Consider the following 16,176-nt stretch of genomic DNA (forward strand, 5'->3'; position numbering starts at 1 on the left):
TCCTGTGTCCTTTTGGCCTTGCACCGAACTCCCGCCTCTCAGGTTAGATCATTGCCGGCCAGCGGCAGCGCGATGGGCGTGAGCCAGCGCTCCAGCAAGACCAGCAATTCGTCGCGCTTGATCGGCTTGGCCATATAGTCGTCGGCCCCAGCGGTGATGCATTTCTCGCGGTCGCCCTTCATCGCGTGGGCGGTCAGGGCGATGATCGGCAGGCTGCAGCCGTGCTCCTGCTTGAGCAGGCGGGTGGCGGTGTAGCCGTCCATGGTCGGCATGGCCATGTCCATCAGGATCAGGTCGAACGGCTCGCGCTGGTAGCAGGCGATGGCTTCGACGCCGTCCTTGGCCGCGGTCACGCGCAGGCCGACTTCGTCGAGCAGCGCGCTGAGGGCGTAGACGTTGCGCATGTCGTCGTCGACCAGCAGGATGCGCCGCCCTTCCAGCGGATTGGCGCGGCGGCGGCCCTGCTCGGGGCCGCGTACCTCGCCGAGAAAGCCCTGCACGGCCTGGTCCAGCGCGGCGGTGTCGTCGCCGTGCTTGCGCACCACCACCGCGCTGTAACGACGCAGGCGCTGCAGGCTCGACAGGGTGACGTCGACCCCGGTGTTGATCACCACCCGCAGGCCCTGCAACGGGCGCAGCTGGTTGAGGCTGTCGAGCAGGGCGAAACCGTCCTGGTCGGGCAGATCCAAATCTATCACCAGGGCGCTGAAGCGGCCTTCGGCGTAGGCCGCACGGGCCTGTTCGGCGCTGGCGCAGGCGGTCACCACGAAGCCCAGTTGGCTGAGGTGCTCGCGGTAATGCTCGCGCTCGACCTCGACGTCCTCCACCAGCAGCAGCGCCTGATCCGCCGCCTGGCCATGCTGGAGGTCGAGGAATACCTGTTCCAGTTCGTCGCGGTCGATCGGCTTGACCAGGTAGCGCGTGCCGTCGTCGTTCCAGCCGGCCGGCTGCGGCACGCAGGAGATGATGTGCACCGGCGTGTGACGATGGCCGGCCTGGCCGCGCAGGCGACGGAACAACTGCCAGCCGCTGATGTCCGGCAGCAGGATGTCGAGGATCACCGCGTTGAAGGGTTCGTGCTGCAGCAGGTTCAGCGCCTGCTGGCCGGTGCGGCAGTGCACGCTGGAAAAGCCGTGACCGTGGGCCGCCTCGGCGATCACCGCGGCGAAGTTGGCATCGTCCTCGACGATCAGCAGCGGCGGCCCTTCGCCGCCGCGCTGCGGCGCCTCGACCTGGGCCTCGGCGTTGGCCGGCGCGCTCTGCACCGGCAGGCGCACGCTGAACACCGAGCCCTGCCCCGGCGCGCTGTGCAGGCTGATGTCGCCGTCCATCGCCAGCACCAGCTGGCGGGTGATGGCCAGGCCCAGGCCGGTGCCGCCGAAGCGCCGGCTGGTGGAGCCGTCGATTTGCTGAAAGGCCTGGAAGATCTGCTCGTGCTGCGCCGGGTCGATGCCGATGCCGGTGTCGCGCACGCTGAAGCTGAGCAGCTCGCGACCGTCGTCCAGGCGTTCCTCCCAGCTCACGGTGAGGCTGACCTCGCCCTGCTCGGTGAACTTCAGCGCGTTGGACAGCAGGTTGCGCAGGATCTGGTGCAGGCGCACGCGGTCGGTGTGAATCACCCGCGGCACCCCGGCGTCGAGCTGGGTGTGCAGGCGCAGGCCCTTGAGCTCGGCCATCGGCCGCAGGCTGGCGTCCAGTTCGACCAGCACGTCCTGCATGTTCAGCGGCTCCAGTTTGAGCTGCATGCGCCCGGACTCGACCTTGGCCAGATCCAGCACGTCGTTGATCAGCTGCAGCAGGTCGCTGCCGGCGCGATGGACGATATCGGCGTGCTTGGCCTGCTTCTCGGTGAGGTTGCCGGCCAGGTTCTGCCGCAGCTGGTCGCTCAGGATCAGGATGCTGTTGAGCGGCGTGCGCAGCTCATGGGACATATTGGCGAGGAACTCGGACTTGTAGCGGTTGGCCAGCAGCAGCTGCTCGGCCTGCTCGCGCAACTTGTGCTCGGCCGCCTTGCGCTCGCTGATGTCGATGATCACCGCCTGCACCAGGGTCTCGCTGCCGCTGCGAATCGGCGACAGGCCCACCTCCAGGGGGATCATCCGCCCCTCGCGGTGCTGGCCGAACAGCTCGCGGTTGCTGCCCATGCGCCGCGGCTCGGGCAGCGCCTGGTAGCCGCGGCGCATGGCCACGTGGCTGCCGCGCAGGGCGCTGGGCAGGAGCATCTCCACCGGCTCGCCGAGCAGCAACTGCCGCTCGTAGCCGAACAGCAGTTCGGTCTGGCGGTTGACCATGGCGATGCGGCCCAGGCTGTCGACCAGCAAGATGGCGTTGGGCGAGGCCTCGACCACCAGGCGGAAACGCTCCTCGGCGCCCTTGCGCGCGCGCAGGTCGACCAGGTTGAGCAGGTAGTCGGCGTCGCCGCCCTCGCGCAGGCGGCTGAGGCTGAGGCTGACCGGAATCGTCTCGCCGCGCTGGCTGCGCGCCTGCAGCTCGTCGCCCTCGGCCAGCTGCGCCTGCAGCGTCGGCAGCGCATCGACCGCCGGCAGAAAGCGCGCCACCGGCTCGCCGATCAAGGCCTGTGCAGCGCAGTCGAGCAGCTCGGCGGCGCTGCGGTTGGCCATCTCGATGCGCCCGTCAGCACTGCACAGCAGGGTGGCCACCGGCAGGCGCTCGACCAGCAGGCGAAAGCGCTCCTCGCGCTCCTGCAGCTTGGCCGCCACCTGCTGGCTGGCGTACAGCTTGCGGTCGCGCTGGTACAGGTAACCGCCCACCAGCAGCGCCAGCAGGGCCGCCGCCGCCAGCCCCAGCCACAGGCCGAGGGTGCTGCCGCGGCCGGCCAGGCCACGCTCGTACTCGGCGGTGCTGCTGACCTGCAGGCCCCAGGTGCGACCGTACAGCGACAGCTCCAGGCTGCGCTGGAAGCGCGGCTGCCAGTCGTCGCGCGGCGCATCGCCGCTGAGCAGCAGGGCGTCCGGCGCCTGCAGGTCCTGGAGGGCGATATCGAAGCGGCGGCTCTGCGGGCCGAGGATGCCTTCCATCAGATCCTGGCTGCGGAAGGCGCCATGGACCGTGCCGAGCAGGGCCTCGCGACGCTCCTGCGGCGTGCTCAAGGGCATGCCCGGGCGGAACACCGGAAGAAACAGCAGCACCCCGCCCTGCACGTCGACCTGGGTTTCCTGACGCAGGATCAGCGGCGCGCTGAGGGTCGCCTCGCCGCTGTCGATGGCGCGCTCGATGGTACTCAGGCGCGCCGGCTCGGTGAGCATGTCGAAGCCCAGCACCCGGCGGTTGCGCCAGTCCAGCGGGCTGACGTAGCCGATCAGCAGGTACTGCTCGCGTTCGCCGGCGGGGAACATCTGGTAGTCGAGGCGCTGCTGTGCCTGCAGTTCGGCCAGGTAGTCGGCCAGTTGCGCGCGGCCCAGGTAGCGCGACCAGGCCAGGGCCTGGATGCCGGGATAACGATCCTGCAGCTGCAGCTGGTCGAGGGCGCGATCCCACTCCACCTGTGACACCGCATCGCTGCCGGTCATCAGCCCGGAGACGCCGCGCAGCACCATCTCGTAGGCCTGCATTCGCGCCAGTACACGCTGGCCGACGTCCTGCGCCTCGAGCAAGAAGCGCTGCTCGCTGTCCTCGCGCTCGCGACTCTGCATCAGCTGCCACTGCCAGACGATCAGCGCGCCGAGGCCGAGTAGCAGGCTCAGTGCCACGGCCAGCGGCAGCCAGGGTTTAGGCGCAGGCAAGACAGCTCTGTCGTCCATAGATTCTCCCTCGGTCATCCCGAACCAACGCGCACCAGCAGGCCGACGCGCGGACTTCACAGAACCACAGCAAGCATTCTAGTCAGGTTTTGAATGGCTGGCCTTTTGCCAGAAGAGACACGACAGGCGGTCAGGAAAAGCCCCCGGTCAGGGGGGCTGGATCAGGGCAGAAGATGCCGCCGTTACAGCGGCGCCCGCGTCAGTTCGGGCGCATGTCCATCAGCATGCGCAGGTAGGAGGTCAGGCGCTTGCCGCCGATCACGCCCTGGTAGCCGTGGCTGTCGTACTGCGCGCTCTTGACCAGGTCGACGCGAAAGCGCGGGGTGCGCTCATAGGTGCGGCCCAGGGTGCTGGTGGACTGGCTGTCGAACAGGTCGACGCTGACCTTGACGAACTCCCGCGGATTGCGCCGGCCGTTGGCGCCGCTGTTGTTCGGGCTGCTGAAGATGTCGCCGCTGGCGGTCATGGCCGAACTGTAGTATTCGCGGCCGCGCAGGCTGGTCTTGCCGCTGCCGATGACGAACTGCTGGGTGGCCGGACGGTAGCGGTCGCCGGCGGTCAGGTAGCTGGCCAGCACGTCATACAGGGCATAGCTGCTGCCGCTGCCGCGCTCCTTGTTGCGCAGGTCGAAGACGAACACGCCATTGCTGCCGATCACTTCCATCTCGACCTGGCCCAGGCTGGGGTTGTCCTGCACCAGCAGGGCGGTGTCCTCGTCCACGCCGAAGGCGAACGGCACGTTGCTGTAGTCGGCCAGACGCACGATCCGGCCCTGGCGGCCGCGTTCGCTGAAGTGGGTATCGAGCAGGCCATGGTTGAAGAAGCCGAAGCCGCCCTGCATGTCGTAGGACAGGTCATCACCGCCCGGCGTGGTATAGACGCCATAGCGCAGGGCGTCATAGCTCTCGCCGCCGGTGATCATCGGCCCCTGCACCATGATCGCGGTGCCGGCGCTGGTCCCGGCCAGCACGGCGCCATTGGCATGCCGGGCACGGATGGCGGCCAGCGCCGGGCTGTCCTGGCGAGTGCTGGTCTGCAGGGTCTGGGTCAGTCGACTCTGGTCGCCGCCGCCGAAGAAGAAGCCGGTCATGCCGTTGATCTGCTCGAGCACCTGGGGATTGCTGTTGTTGCCGATGCTGTCCAGGTCGATGGGAATCCACTGGGCATCCTGGGCGCCGTAGGTTTTCAGCAGCGCGGCGTAGAACTCGCCGTTGGCCTGGGAGTTGCGCGCATTGGCGGTGCCGGCATCCGGGTCCTGACTGGGTGGAATGGACGCGGCGGTGATAATGCCGATGCGCGCCTGGCTGCCGCCGGCCAGCTGGATCAGGCGTTGATAGATCGCCGCGTTGTCATCCTTGATGGCGCCACCGATCAGCACCAGCGGGCCGCCGGCATGGCCGACCAGGGGCAACAGGGCGAGCAGCAGCAGGGTGCAGCGTAAGACTTTGCCAAGCATCATTGTCGAGTTCTCCGAGACGTGCGCCAGGCGCACTCTTGTTGTGGGTGTTGTGAAACGGGAACTGCCGCAGCGTGGATTTTTTTGTCGAGTGGTGACCTCCAGCTCAGTAAACCGAGAAGTGTTTGAAGTAACGCTGTTCGATGCGCTTGTAGACCCCATTGCTGAGGATCACCGCCAGGGCGCGGTCCAGGCGCTCGCGCAGGGCCGTGTCGCCCTTGCGCACGGCGATGCCCTGGCCCTGACCGAAGTGCTTGGGTGACACCACCTGGTTGCCGACCTGTTCGAAACCCTGGCCCTGGGGCGTGTCGAGAAAGCCGAAGAAGCCGGAGACGGCATCGTCGAGCACCAGATCGATCTGGCCGGCGGCCAGGGCCTGGTACATCAGCGCGGCGGAGTCGAAACGCTGCAACTGGACGTGGGCGGCGTACTTGTCGTCCAGCAGGCGCTCGTAGGTGGTGCCCTGCTGCACGCCAACCCGTTTGCCGGCGATGCGCCGCGGGGTGACGATCACCTCATGGATCAGGCCCTTGCGGGCGAAGAAGTAGGCCGGGGTCTGGGCGTACTTGGCGGTGAAGTCGACCCGTTGCTGGCGCGCCTCGGTGATCGACATGGAAGCCAGAATCAGATCGGCGCGCTGCGCCTCCAGCGCCGGGATCAGATCGTCCCAGGCAAAGCGCAGCAGCTGGCACTCCTGCGCCATGGCCTGGCACAGGGCCTGGGCGATATCGACGTTGAAGCCCTTGAGCTGGCCGCTCTCGTCCAGGGTCTCGAAGGGCGGGAACTGGCCTTCCATGGCGATGCGCAAGGGTTGCGCCTGCACACCGAAGGCCAGCCCACAGAACATCAGGAGCAGAACGATACGCATGCTGTAAGTCTCCGCAATGAGCGCTGCACAGGGCCGCTGGAAAAAACGGCACCCGCGGGTGCCGTCAGGTCAAAGGAGCGTGGAGAAGACCTAAAACCTCGGGATTCGCCTGCCCCCGAGATGCAATCGGAGGCGGGCTGCAGCGCCGTTACAGCAGGCTCAGCGGGTACTCGACGATCAGCCGCACTTCGTTGAGGTCGTTGTCGAATGCAGTGGCGCGGTGGGTGGCCTGACGCAGGCGCAGGGACAGGTCCTTGGCGGCACCGGACTGCACCACGTACTTGGCCTCGAGGTCGCGCTCCCAGTGCTTCTCGTCCTTGCCGGCCCAGCCGGCGAAGGCGCCATTGGGGTCGGCCTTGGTGCCGTCGATCTGGTCGCCCTTGATGTAGCGGGCCATGAAACTCAGGCCCGGCACGCCGAAGCTGGCCATGTTGAGGTCGTAGCGCACCTGGAAGGAACGCTCGTTGGGGGCGTTGAAGTCGGAGTACTGCACCGAGTTGGCCAGCCAGATGGAGTCGCCGCCGATGTAGTCGAAGAACTCGTCGCCGTTGACCTTCTGATAAGCCAGGCTGAGCTTGTGCGCGCCGAAACCGTAGGCGCCCTTGAGCGAGTAGGTCAGGGTGTCCAGCTCGCCGGCCAGGGCCTTGCCCTGGTCATCGGTCTTGTAGGCCACCAGGTCGAAGCTCAGCGACTGTTGGTCGGCCAGGGGAATGTTGTAGTAGAGGTTGCCGAAGTACTGGCGCCAGACGTCCTCGGCTTCGCTGCCATACAGCGAGACGCTGAGGTTGTCGTGGAAGTTGTAGGTGCCGCCGACGAAGTCGACGCTGCGCGCCTCCACTTCGGCGTATTCGCTGGTCAGTTCGCCGTCGGAGTTGCTCGAGTTGCGGCGGTTGATGGCGGTGAAGTGCCCGGCTTCGAGGAACAGGTTGTCGATCTCGCTGCTGAACAGCTGCAGGCCGGTAGCGGTTTCCGGCAGCAGGCGCGAGTCGCCGGTGGCGAATACCGGGGCGGTCGGGCGTTGCTCGCCGAACTTCAATTGGGTGGAGGAAATGCGCGCCTTGACCACGCCACCGATTTCACCGGTGTTGTCCTCGATGCGGCCATCGCCGTCCACCGGCAGGATGCCGTTGCCCACGCTACCGCGGCCGCCGTCGAGCTTGATGCCGCCGTAGGCATGGGCATCCACACCCACGCCCAGGGTGCCCTGGGTAAAGCCCGAGGCATAGTTCAAGTGCATGCCATGGGCCCACTCCTCGCGGGTGTTGCGCTGGCTGTTGACGAAGTTGCGCTGCATGTAGAAGTTGCGGTTGAGCAGCTTCAGCGTGCTGTCTTCGATAAAGCCCTTGGCCTGCTGCTGATCCCCGGCCAGGGCGAACGACGAGCCGGCGGCGACCGCCAGGGCGATCAGGCTCAGTTTTACCAGTTTCATCACTTACTCCATTGTTGTTATTGAACAGCTCAGCGTCCGCCGCTAGGCGAACAATTCCGGTGCCAGCTCGGGCGGACACTCGCCCTTGCTGATCACCGCCTCCAGGCACAGGGTCGACGCCGACTCGGCCCAGCAGACGAAATACCCCTTGGCCCGCAGGCGCTTGAGACGAAACGGCCACTCCAGCTCGTTGCCCGGCTGCAGGGCGGCCAGGTGGGCGGGCAGCTGGATGATCGAGTAGAAGCCGGCGCGGGTTTGCACCCGTTCCAGCACCCGCAGATCGGGCTTGCCGGCCAGCAGTCGCTCGCGCTGCGGGGCGTGCCAGAGTTTTTCCAGGGCGAAGGCTTCCAACCTGTTCAGTTGCATACAGGGCTCTCGGGGTATCGGGGGGTGATTCAGGGCGGCGCCAGTCGGGCGCCGCCTGGTGCGGCTTAGCCTTTACTCAGGCCGGCGACCCGGGCCAGGGTCTGCGCCACTTCGCCGCGGCTGACCGGCGTATCGGGCTCGAAGCGCCCCTGCGCGGCCTTGAGCCAGCCCTCGCCCACGGTCAGGCGCGCCGCCTCGGCCAGTTCGGCATCCAGTTCGCCCAGGTCGCTCAACGCGGCGCTCTTTTCCAGGCGCGTGTTGTGGAAACGCTCGACCAGCGCCTTGCAGGCCAGGGCCCAGTCCTTGCGGGTGACCGGCTGCTGCCCGGCAAAAGTCTCGCCGGCGCGCATCCAGCCGTTGGACAGCACCACCTGCAGCTGCTCGCGCACCGGGTCGTCGGCGTCGATATCGCCGAGCGTCGGCAGCGCATCCAGCTTGGGCTCGGCGGCCAGGGTCATCTGCAGGGCATTGGCCAGTTCCAGGCGGCTGATGGGGCGCTGCGGCTCGAAGGCGTTCTTCCCATTGAGGGTCATCAGGCCGCGGAAGCTCACCGCGCGGATGGCATCGCCGAGGGCGCCGTTGCCGGCATCGACCGGCGCACTGGTGGCCGGATCGCCCAGGTTGGCGTTGACCGGACGGATATCCAGGCGCACGCCGCTGACGCTGTAGTTGGTCAGCGAATCGTAGAACTGGCTGTAGGCGCTGAATTCCGGGGTCTTGCTGAACGCGAAGCGGTAACCGTAGTGGTAGCCGTTGAGCGGGTTGTAGCGGGTCATCAGGCCCAGCTGGCGGCTGGCGCTGTTGTCGGCCAGGCCATAGAGCACGGCGCGGCCCATGGCCGAGACGGCGGCCAGGTCGGTGATCAGCTGGTTGCCCAGCAGGTACTGATTGCCGGCCTCGATGGCCGCCTTGCCCGCCGCCGGCTGCAGCGTGCCGCTGCGCAGGTCGTAGCGGTCGCCATGACCGAGCATGGCCAGGCGCACATTGCTCAGCCAGGTGCCGTAGAGGCCGAAGCCCTTCTCGGCCTGGCTGGCATCCATCACCGTCAGGTAGCCCTCGCCCAGCACCTCCAGCTGGCCGCCGGGCTTGACCCACATGGCGGTGTTGGTATCCAGGCCGAAGCCCTTGCTGGCCTTGCGCTCGGCCAGGTAGGCGGCCATGCGCGCGGCGCGGCCGGTGCTGGTTTCCTCGATCTGATCCAGGTGCTGATCGATGATGCCGTTAAACAGCCCCGCCCCCTTGAGGATGGCCGTGCCGCGCTGATCGGTCTTGGCGGCGACGCCGAAATCCAGGGTATCCATGACCACGCCGTAAGCGGTGGGCATCTCGGCGCCGAGAATGCTGGCCCCGGCGCTGGTGCCGGCCACCACGCCACCCCGGTCGAACACCTGGCGCACCCCCTGCATCAGCAGCGAGGGGCTGCCATCGGCATTGAACAGGGCGCGAGCGATGCGGGCCTGGTCGCCACCGACGAACCACACGGCACTGGCGTCAGCCAGGGGCTTGACCACCTCCGCGTCGTTCATGGTCTCCAGGTAGTTGTGACGATCGATGCCGACGATGCTGATGCGCTCGGCCGGGACCCCCTGGGCGATCAGCTCGGCCATGAAGCGCTTGCTGGAGCCCTGACTGCCGCTGGCAGTGGGCAGGATGACGATGCGCGCGCCTTGCTGGCCGCCGGCCAGTTCGACGAACTTGGCGTAGACCGGGACGTTGCTGGCGCGCAGCATGCCCCCCACGGCCAGCAGGTGGCCTTCGGCCTGTGCCACGGAGCTGGCACAAGAGAGGATCAGGGCGACGAACAGACGGCGAGGCTGGAACGGCTTTTTCATTCTTATTGCTCTTGTTATGAAAATTCTGACGCGGATTGACCTCCCTGTGGCGGCTGCAAGCCGCGCCAGTCCTGGCGCCCAGCATGTGAATAATAATTTTCACAATGCAGCTTTGTGAAATTTTATATACCACAACGACCCCCTGTTCAAGCGCCCGCGGCGACCCTGGGCCTCCTGGTGCGGCCTGAAAAAGCCCGCTCGCGGCGCGGCAGATAGCGCGCTAGAGCGGTTGAGGCGAGCGCTCGGCGACACCCGCAATGACATAAATATTTCTAAATAGTAGATTTATGAAAATAAACGTGTCATAGATAGTGCCCACAGGACCCAAGCCGGCCCACTTCGCCGACTCTCCGCAACCCGGCCCACCCGACCCGGTTGCCGGCTGCGCCCAGGCGCTGCCAGTGCACATCCAGCGCCGCGCCGCCGGCTGTGCAGCGAACCCCAAACCACCACCCAGGAGTCAATAAGATGAACAAGATCGCACTTCTCGGCGCACTGGCACTGTCCGTCGCCAGCAGCTTCAGCCACGCCAGCCAGGACAGCCTGCGCATCGGCATCGAGGCGGCCTACCCGCCCTTCGCCTTCAAGACCCCGGACGGCGCCATCAGCGGCTTCGACTACGACATCGGCCAGGCCCTGTGCGCCGAGATGAAGGTCAAGTGCCAGTGGGTCGAGCAGGAGTTCGACGGCCTGATCCCCTCGCTGAAGGTGCGCAAGGTCGACGCCGTGCTGTCGTCCATGTCGATCACCGAGGATCGCCTGAAATCGGTGGACTTCAGCAAAAAGTACTACCACACCCCCGGCAAGCTGGCGATGAAGGCCGGCACCCAGATCAACGACCCGCTGCTCGACCTCAAAGGCAAGAAGGTCGGCGTGCAGCGCGCCTCCACCTACGATCGCTACGCCAGCGACAAATTCGAGAAAGCCGGCATCGAAGTGGTGCGCTATGCCTCGCAGAACGAAGCCTTCCTCGACCTGGCCGCAGGCCGTCTGGACGCCACCCTGGCCGACATCGTCAATATCGACGAGGGCTTTATCAAGACCCCAACCGGCAAGGGTTTCGCCCTGGTCGGCCCGGACTTCAACGACCCGCAATACTTCGGCCGTGGTGCCGGCATCGCCGTGCGCAAGGGCGATGAGGCCAATGCCGCGCGCATCAGCGCCGCCATCGACGCCATCCGCAGCAATGGCAAGTACCAGGAAGTGCAGGCCAAGTACTTCGATTACGACATCTACGGCCAGTAACCCTTCCCTGTCCGCAGAGGCATCCGCCCACCGGCGCGATGCCTCTTTCTCGTATTCGCGCAGCGCCTGTCGCGGCGCGTGAGGACCCCATCATGCTCCACGGCTACGGCTCGACCATCCTCGATGGCGCCTGGCTCACCCTGAGCCTGGCGCTGACCTCCATGGCCCTGGCCATCAGCCTCGGCCTGCTCGGCGCGGCCCTGCGCCTGTCGCCGATGCGCTGGCTGGCGCTGCTCGGCGAGGGTTATGCCACGCTGATTCGCGGCATTCCCGACCTGGTGCTGATCCTGCTGATCTTCTACGGCGGCCAGGACCTGGTGAACCGTGTCGCGCCGCTGCTCGGCTACGATCACTACATCGACATCAATCCCTTCGTCGCCGGCGTGTTTACCATGGGCTTCATCTTCGGCGCCTACCTGTCGGAGACCTTCCGCGGCGCCTTTATGGCCATCCCCAAGGGGCAGGCGGAAGCCGGCGCGGCCTACGGCATGAGCGGGGTGCAGGTGTTCGTGCGCATCCTGGTGCCGCAGATGATCCGCCTCGCCATTCCCGGCTTCACCAACAACTGGCTGGTGCTGACCAAGGCCACCGCGCTGATCTCGGTGGTCGGCCTGCAGGACATGATGTTCAAGGCCAAGAATGCCGCCGACGCCACCCGCGAACCCTTCACCTTCTTCCTCGCCGTGGCCGCCCTGTATCTGCTGCTGACCAGCGTCTCGCTGCTCGCCCTGCGCCTGTTGGAGCGGCGCTACAGCGTGGGCGCGCGCCTGGCCGACATCTAGAGGACCCGCTCCATGCTCGATTTCCATCTGATCGCCGAGCACCTGCCGCTCTATGGGCGCGGCCTGCTGGTGACCTTCCAGTTGCTGCTGATCGCCCTGGCCCTGAGGCTGGCCTTGGCCATTCCCTTGGGCCTGATGCGGGTATCGCGCTCGCCCTGGCTCAACGCCCCGGCCTGGCTCTACACCTACGTGATCCGCGGCACGCCAATGCTGGTGCAGCTGTTTCTGATCTACTATGGCTTGGCCCAGTTCGCGGCCATCCGCGACAGCTTCCTGTGGCCGTATTTCTCCAGCGCCACCTTCTGCGCCTGCCTGGCCTTCGCCATCAACACCAGCGCCTACTCGGCGGAAATCCTCGCCGGCAGCCTCAAGGCCACGCCGCACGGCGAGATCGAGGCGGCCAAGGCCATGGGCATGTCGCGCGCCAAGCTGTACCGGCGCATCCTGCTGCCCTCGGCCCTGCGCCGCGCGCTGCCGCAGTACGGCAACGAGGTGATCATGATGCTGCACACCACTTCGCTGGCGTCGATCGTCACCCTGATCGACATCACCGGCGCGGCGCGTACCCTCAGCTCGCGCTACTACATGCCATTCGAGGCCTTTATCACCGCCGGGGTCTTCTACCTGGTGCTGACCTTCGCCCTGGTCCAGCTGTTCAAGGGCGCCGAGCGCCGCTGGCTGGCCTACCTGACCCCGCGCAAGGCCTGAGGAGAAACCATGGAGTCGATTCGTCATTCCCTGCCCTGGAGCCCCAGCGGCAGCGACCATCACCTGACGGTGCTGCGCTTCGGCAGCGGCCCGCGCAAGGCTTATATCCAGGCCAGCCTGCACGCCGACGAACTGCCGGGCATGCGTGTGGCGGTGGAGCTCAAACGCCGGCTGGCTGAACTGGAGAAGCAGGGGCGGTTGACCGGCGTGGTGGAGCTGGTGCCGGTGGCCAACCCCATCGGCCTGGGGCAGATGTTCCAGGCCACCCACCAGGGGCGCTTCGACTTCGCCAGCGGGGCGAACTTCAACCGCGATTTCGTCGACCTGGCCGCGCTGCTCGCCCCGCAGCTGGGAGGCCGCCTGGGCCGCGATGGCGAGGCCAATATGCGGCTGATCCGCAGCGCCATGCTGACCGCCCTCGACCAGTTGCCCCCAGCCAAATCGGCCCTTGAGGGGCTGCGCCGCCTGCTGCTGCGCCAGGCCTGCGATGCCGATCTGGTACTCGACCTGCACTGCGACTTCGAGTCGATCCTGCTGCTCTATGCCCAGCCCCAGCACTGGCCGCGCCTGCGGCCGCTGGCCGCGCGCCTGGGCGCCGGCGCCGTGCTGCTGGCCGAGGACAGCGGCGGCCAGTCCTTCGACGAAGCCTGCGCCGGGCCCTGGCTGAAACTCGCCGCGCAGTTCCCCGACGCCGCCATTCCAGCCGCCTGCCTGGCCAGCACCATCGAGCTGCGCGGCATGGCCGATACCGAGGCGCCGCAGGCCCGGGACGATGCCGAGGCCATCCTCGGCTTTCTCGCCGACCAGGGCCTGCTCGCCGGCGACTGGCCGGCGGCGCCCGCGACCTGCTGCGAGGCCACCCCCTTTGCCGGCGCGCAGTACGCCTATGCCCCGCACCCCGGGGTGGTCAGCTATCTGCAACCGCTGGGGGCCTGGGTCGAGCCCGGCGATGCGCTGTTCGAGGTGATCGACCCGCTGAGCGATCGCCATTCCGTGATCCTCGCCGAAACCCGCGGCGTGCTCTACGCCCGCGAACGCCTGCGCTATGCCCAGCCCGGCCTGTGGCTGGCCAAGGTCGCCGGTGCCCAGCCCATCCGCCAGGGCCGCCTGCTGACCGACTGACAACAAGAGAACCCCACCATGTACACCCTGGAAATCGACAACCTGCACAAACGCTACGGCAACCACGAGGTGCTCAAGGGCGTCTCGCTCAAGGCCAGGGCCGGCGACGTCACCAGCATCATCGGCTCCAGCGGCTCGGGCAAGAGCACCTTCCTGCGCTGCATCAACCTGCTGGAGCGGCCGCACAGCGGGCGCATCCTGCTCAATGACGAAGAACTGCGGCTCAAGCCGCACAAAGTCACCGGCGACCTGCACGCCAGCGATCCCCAGCAGCTGCAGCGCATGCGCTCGCGTCTGGCCATGGTCTTTCAGCACTTCAACCTGTGGTCGCACATGAGCGCCCTGGACAACGTCATGGAAGCACCGGTGCAGGTACAGGGCATCAGCAAGAAGGAGGCGCTGGAGAAAGCCGAGCACTACCTGGCCAAGGTCGGCGTGGCCCATCGCAAGAACGCCTATCCGGCGCACATGAGTGGCGGCGAGCAGCAGCGCGTGGCCATCGCCCGTGCCCTGGCCATGGAGCCGGAGGTGATGCTGTTCGACGAACCCACCTCGGCCCTGGACCCGGAGCTGGTCGGCGAAGTGCTCAAGGTGATGCAGGATCTGGCCAGCGAAGGCCGCACCATGCTGGTGGTGACCCACGAGATGGGCTTCGCCCGCGAGGTGTCCAACCAGCTGGTATTCCTCCACCAGGGCCGGGTGGAGGAAAGCGGCTGCCCGAAAGAGGTGCTGGCCAACCCGCGCTCCGAACGCTTGCAGCAGTTTCTCGCCGGCAGCCTGAAGTAGCCCGGGTGCACCTGGCGCGGCCGGCTGGGATAGACTGCGCTCACGCCGGCCTGCGCCGCCTCTCACTCACCCGTGCCGAATCACCATGCTGACTTCCGCGAAGAACGCCACCGTCTACGCCGCCCCCGTGATGCGCAAGCTGGCCGAGCGCATTCCCACGCTGCAACCCTCGCTGCGCAAGGTGGCCGAATTCATCCTGCGCCACCCGCTCAAGGCCGCGACCCTGAACATCGAGGAGATGGCCGTGGCCACCGCCACCTCGCCGGCGGCGGTCAACCGTCTGGCCAAGGCCCTCGACCTGGGCGGCTATACCGGGCTCAAGGCCGAGCTGGTCAGCACCCTGCAACAGATGGTGTCGCCGGTGGACAAGCTGCGCAGCGAGCTGGAGAGCCGCCCGGACGGCAGCTTCGGCCTGCACGAACAGATCCAGATCGCCAGCAGCAACCTGGCCACCGCCGGGGCCAACAACGTCCCGGCCAGCTTCGACGCCTTTGTCGACGGCCTGATCCAGGCACGCAAGATCTACATCCTCGGCTTCGGCAACAGCGCCTATATGGCCGGCCTGGCCGCCGCCAACCTGGTGCCCTTCTGCGCCGACGCCACGGCCATCAGCATGGAAGGCGGCAACGAGAACGCCGCCTACCGCCTGGCCGCCATCACCGAACAGGACGTGCTGCTGGCCATCGCCATGCCGCGCTACAGCCTGGACACCCTGCAGCTGGCGCGCTTTGCCCGCGAGCGCGGCGCCGGCGTACTGGCCATCACCGATTCGCCGGCATCGCCCCTGGCCGGCATCGCCCGCCACACCCTGTTCGCCCCGGCCGACCACCCGGTGCTGATCAGCTCCAACACCGCCGTGCTGGCCCTGATCGAAGCGCTGGTGGCCGGGGTCATGGCGCGCAACAAGGAGGCTGTGCAGCTGGCCGCCGAGCTGACCGAAAGCGTGATGTCCTACCTGCACGTGCCCAACGGCGAGAAACCGTCGCGCCGGCCAGGCAAGCTCCGCGGCTGAGCGCTCGCCGGCCCAGAGCCAAGCCCGCCAACGACCGGGCAGACACGACGGCCGCACAGAAAAAAGCCCCCGCAAGCGGGGGCTGTGTCACGCCATGACTGCGGCTCAGAGCGGCCGCAGGTTGATCTCGACGCGGCGGTTCTGCGCCCGCCCGGCTTCGTTGGCGTTGCTGGCGATCGGCTGGCTGGGGCCGGCACCGTAGGAGGAGATGCGCTGGCCCGGCACGCCGTTGGCGCTCAGGTAGTTGGCCACGCTCAGGGCACGGCGGTTGGACAGGTTCTGGTTGAGCTCCAGCGAGCCGGTGCTGTCGGTGTGACCGACGATGTTCACGCCGTTCTTATCGAACTCCTTGAACACCAGCACCAGGGAATTGAGGGTCGGGTAGAAGCTGCTGGAGATATCCGCCGAGTTGCTGGCGAAGGTGATGTTGCCCGGCATGATCAGCTTGAGGTCGTCGCCGTTGCGCTGCACCTGCACGCCGGTGCCCTGCAGGGTCTGGCGCAGCTTGGCTTCCTGGGTGTCGACGTAGTAGCCGTAGCCACCGCCAGCCGCACCGCCCACCGCGGCGCCGATCAGCGCGCCCTTGCCGCGATCCTTCTTGCTCGAGGTGGCGGCGCCGATCACCGCCCCGGTGACCGCGCCGATGCCGCCGTAGATGCCGGCCTTGCCGGCCTGCTGCTCGCCGGTGTAGGGGTTGGTGGTACAGCCGGCCAGCAAGGCCATGACCGCGGTGGCCGCGATCAGATTACGCCTGGTCTTCATAGGGACTTCCTTAGGATTGGTTCTGGTGTCGGCAGCATGCCGGAGCC

At 67.0% G+C, this 16,176-nt stretch carries 13 protein-coding genes; 6 read left to right on the forward strand and 7 right to left on the reverse strand.

The features are described 5' to 3' along the window. Positions 1-38 precede the first annotated feature (38 nt). The 6 genes from ACW9UL_RS18660 to ACW9UL_RS18685 all read right to left on the reverse strand — a co-directional run bounded on the left by ACW9UL_RS18660 (position 39) and on the right by ACW9UL_RS18685 (position 9,712). Positions 39-3,761, reverse strand: a complete 3,723-nt coding sequence (locus ACW9UL_RS18660; RefSeq protein ID WP_457787909.1) for a CHASE domain-containing hybrid sensor histidine kinase/response regulator family protein — start codon at positions 3,759-3,761, stop codon at positions 39-41. A 199-nt stretch (positions 3,762-3,960) separates the two neighbouring features. After that, entirely contained in the window at positions 3,961-5,220 is a 1,260-nt protein-coding gene (locus ACW9UL_RS18665) for a cyanophycinase (protein WP_457787910.1), read from the reverse strand. A gap of 103 nt (positions 5,221-5,323) precedes the next feature. After that, entirely contained in the window at positions 5,324-6,085 is a 762-nt protein-coding gene (locus ACW9UL_RS18670; RefSeq protein ID WP_397497954.1) for an ABC transporter substrate-binding protein, read from the reverse strand. Positions 6,086-6,233: 148 nt separating this feature from the next. Beyond that, entirely contained in the window at positions 6,234-7,514 is a 1,281-nt protein-coding gene (locus ACW9UL_RS18675) for an OprD family porin (RefSeq protein WP_397497953.1), read from the reverse strand. Between the two features lie 42 nt (positions 7,515-7,556). Next, positions 7,557-7,880 (reverse strand): hypothetical protein, encoded by a 324-nt coding sequence (locus tag ACW9UL_RS18680; protein WP_122109050.1) that lies wholly within the window; start codon positions 7,878-7,880, stop codon positions 7,557-7,559. Between the two features lie 65 nt (positions 7,881-7,945). Continuing rightward, on the reverse strand, positions 7,946-9,712 hold the full coding sequence (locus ACW9UL_RS18685) for a cyanophycinase (protein WP_457787911.1): 1,767 nt from the start codon (positions 9,710-9,712) through the stop codon (positions 7,946-7,948). A 468-nt stretch (positions 9,713-10,180) separates the two neighbouring features. Between ACW9UL_RS18685 and aotJ the strand changes: the two genes are divergently transcribed. From aotJ to ACW9UL_RS18715, 6 genes are all read left to right on the forward strand, one after another. After that, positions 10,181-10,957, forward strand: coding sequence for an L-arginine-binding protein AotJ (gene aotJ / locus ACW9UL_RS18690; RefSeq protein WP_457787912.1), 777 nt, complete (start codon positions 10,181-10,183; stop codon positions 10,955-10,957). A gap of 92 nt (positions 10,958-11,049) precedes the next feature. Beyond that, a complete protein-coding gene (locus ACW9UL_RS18695; RefSeq protein ID WP_021442336.1) occupies positions 11,050-11,739 on the forward strand; it encodes an ABC transporter permease in 690 nt (229 codons plus the stop codon). A 12-nt stretch (positions 11,740-11,751) separates the two neighbouring features. Then, entirely contained in the window at positions 11,752-12,447 is a 696-nt protein-coding gene (locus tag ACW9UL_RS18700) for an ABC transporter permease (RefSeq protein WP_457787913.1), read from the forward strand. A gap of 9 nt (positions 12,448-12,456) precedes the next feature. Further along, on the forward strand, positions 12,457-13,569 hold the full coding sequence (locus ACW9UL_RS18705; RefSeq protein WP_457787914.1) for a succinylglutamate desuccinylase/aspartoacylase family protein: 1,113 nt from the start codon (positions 12,457-12,459) through the stop codon (positions 13,567-13,569). Between the two features lie 18 nt (positions 13,570-13,587). Further along, positions 13,588-14,355, forward strand: a complete 768-nt coding sequence (locus ACW9UL_RS18710) for an ABC transporter ATP-binding protein (protein WP_457787915.1) — start codon at positions 13,588-13,590, stop codon at positions 14,353-14,355. 85 nt (positions 14,356-14,440) lie between these two features. Further along, a complete protein-coding gene (locus ACW9UL_RS18715) occupies positions 14,441-15,367 on the forward strand; it encodes a MurR/RpiR family transcriptional regulator (RefSeq protein ID WP_457787916.1) in 927 nt (308 codons plus the stop codon). Positions 15,368-15,472: 105 nt separating this feature from the next. Here the strand turns inward: ACW9UL_RS18715 and ACW9UL_RS18720 are convergent, their stop codons facing one another. After that, positions 15,473-16,129, reverse strand: coding sequence for a YiaD family glycine zipper/OmpA-like lipoprotein (locus tag ACW9UL_RS18720; protein WP_021444404.1), 657 nt, complete (start codon positions 16,127-16,129; stop codon positions 15,473-15,475). Positions 16,130-16,176 lie beyond the last annotated feature (47 nt).

It is taken from the genome of Pseudomonas sp. PL-6 (genome assembly GCF_054110165.1).